Origin of the sequence: Mesorhizobium sp. M7A.F.Ca.CA.002.04.1.1, from assembly GCF_004022805.1 — a bacterium.
Classification (GTDB): Bacteria; Pseudomonadota; Alphaproteobacteria; order Rhizobiales; family Rhizobiaceae; genus Mesorhizobium; species Mesorhizobium ciceri.
On record NZ_RZPL01000863.1, the window covers coordinates 1 to 2,201 of the forward strand.

A 2,201-nucleotide genomic window follows, 5' to 3' on the forward strand; every position below is an offset into this window, starting at 1 on the left:
CGCGACGGTCCATCCGGATCGCCGCCTCGGCCTCGCGGCGGGCGGTCGCGAAATCCTGCGCGTCGAGCGCGGCGCGCGCCACCGTCATCGACGATTCGGCGTGGTTCTTCTTCATCTCCTGCAGCTTCTTCGCCCGGTTGAGGCGGTCGAGCACCGCGTCGCCCGGCCTTGCATGGGTATAGAGCTCGGCGATCTCCGGATGCGGCTCGGCCTTCCACGCCGCCTCGAGTATCTTCGAGCCCTTGCGCACATCGTTCTGCTTGAACAGTGCGGCCGCGGCGGCCACGGCGGCAGGCGCGAAATCGGGCCTGAGCTTGTTCGCTTCGATCGCCGCCGTCCTGGCGGCGGCGGGATCGCTGTCGGCAAGCGCCTGCGCCTTGGCGGTCAGCAGCACGGCGCGGCGGCGGTTGGCGGCATCGCGTTCGATCTGCCGTGTCGCTTTCTGCGCGTCGACGAGTTTCAGGGCGCCGTCCCAGTCGCCGCGCGCGGTCAGCTCTTCCAGCGTCGATTCCGCCGCCCAGGCCAGCTGCGGCGCCACAGCGGCGGCGCGGCCGGCATAATGCCTGGCGGCGTTGCGGTCGCCGAGCCGTTCGGCTTCCAGATAAAGCCCGCGCAAACCCAGCAGCCGCATTTCGGGATCCTCGAGCATGCTCTCGAATTTCTGCCGCGCGCATTCATGATCGCCTTCGAGGAGCGACGCCTGCGCTTCGAGCAGGTGGATCAGCGGCTCCTGGTCGGAACGGATCAGCTTGGCGGCTTCCTTGGTCTTCTTGCGGGCCAGCGCGCCATCACCGGCGCCGGCGGCAATCATGCCGGTCGACAGCGCCTGATAGCCACGATCGCGGCGGCGGACACGGAAATAGCGCGAGATGGTGTAGGGGCTGTTCCACAGCGACTTGAGCAGCCACCACAGGATCATCACCGCAGCGACCACGGCAACGACAGCCACCGCCGCCACCATCAGGCTGACCTGGTATTGATAGCCGTTGAAAGTGACGACCATGTCGCCCGGCCGGTCGGCCAGCCAGGCAAAGCCCAGCCCGAGCGCGAAAACGACGATGAGGAAGGCGAGCAGGCGGATCATTGTGTTGCCCTCATGCCTTCATCGCGCCCGAGATCAGCGCATCGACCTGGGTCTCGACCTCGATGCGCGCCTTCAGCTTACCGGCAAAGTCGGCGCCCGCGGCCTTGGCGGCCTCGGGCAGCGTTTCATACTCGCTGAGTGCCTTGGCGTAGTCGCCCTGGTTGACCGCCGCCTCCATGCGCGCGACGGTTTCCGGTGCGCCGGCGCCTTCGACGGCGCCGATCGGCCTGACCTTGACCAGCGATTGCGCGCTCGACAGAAGGCTCTGAACGAAGCCGGCATTCTCATCGACAGGCGTCGCCGCCGTGACCATGGCATTGGCGGCGGCATCAGCCTGCGATGCGATCTCGGCGCGGGTTGGAACGCCCTTTTCGGCATAGGGGCGCAGTGCCGCAAGCTGCGGCGCATCAGGCGAAATCGCGGCGAGGGTTTCGAGTTCGGCCGAAAACGGCCCGCCACGCTCAAGCGCCGCCTTCAAGGCCGACGCCGCGATGGCAAGCGCGATCTTCGGCTGTCCCGCCGCCGCCTCGACCTTGCCGGACAGCTGCGACACAGACTGCTCCAGCGCTTTCAGCCGGCCATCCTGCGCGGTAGCCGCCTCGCCGGCCGACTTCACCTGCGCGTCGAGGCCTGCCAGTTTTTCGGTGAGCGGACCAAGATCGACCGGCGCCGCGCTGCCCGCCTTGCCGAGGGCGGCGACCGCCGTCTCGATCTGCGCGACCTTGTCGCCCAGTGCGGTGACGCCGGCCGCGTCGCCTGCTCCACCTTTCTCGACAGCCGATTTCAGCGCCGCGACATCAGCCTTGACCTGCTCCAGGCCCGAGGACAGCCCGACCATCTTCGCCGCTGCATCGCCGTTGCCGCCGGCGTCCTTCAAGCCGGCGATTTCGGTCTTCAGCGAGGCGATGTCGCCATTGACGCCATCGAGCGAGACGCTGGCGCCGGAGCCCGGCGCGCCGAGCAGGCCGGCAAATTGCAGCCCGCCGGCGCCGACCAGCGCGATGACGCCGCCGATGATGCCGGCGGCGATGCCGTTGAGGCCGCCACGCTTTTCAGGGGCTGGCGCCATTTTCTCGTCCTGTGTCTCGGCTTTTGCCTTGTTGCCGTCGGTCTGCGC

The 2,201-nt window shown here is 68.2% G+C and carries 2 protein-coding genes; both read right to left on the reverse strand.

Translation table 11 applies throughout. The annotated features are described in order from the left end of the window. Positions 1-1,084: heme biosynthesis HemY N-terminal domain-containing protein (locus tag ENZ75_RS29605; RefSeq protein ID WP_128278541.1), on the reverse strand; the 1,084-nt coding region annotated here is incomplete at its 3' end. 10 nt (positions 1,085-1,094) lie between these two features. Further along, on the reverse strand, positions 1,095-2,201 hold a 1,107-nt coding region (locus tag ENZ75_RS29610), incomplete at its 5' end, for a COG4223 family protein (protein ID WP_128278542.1).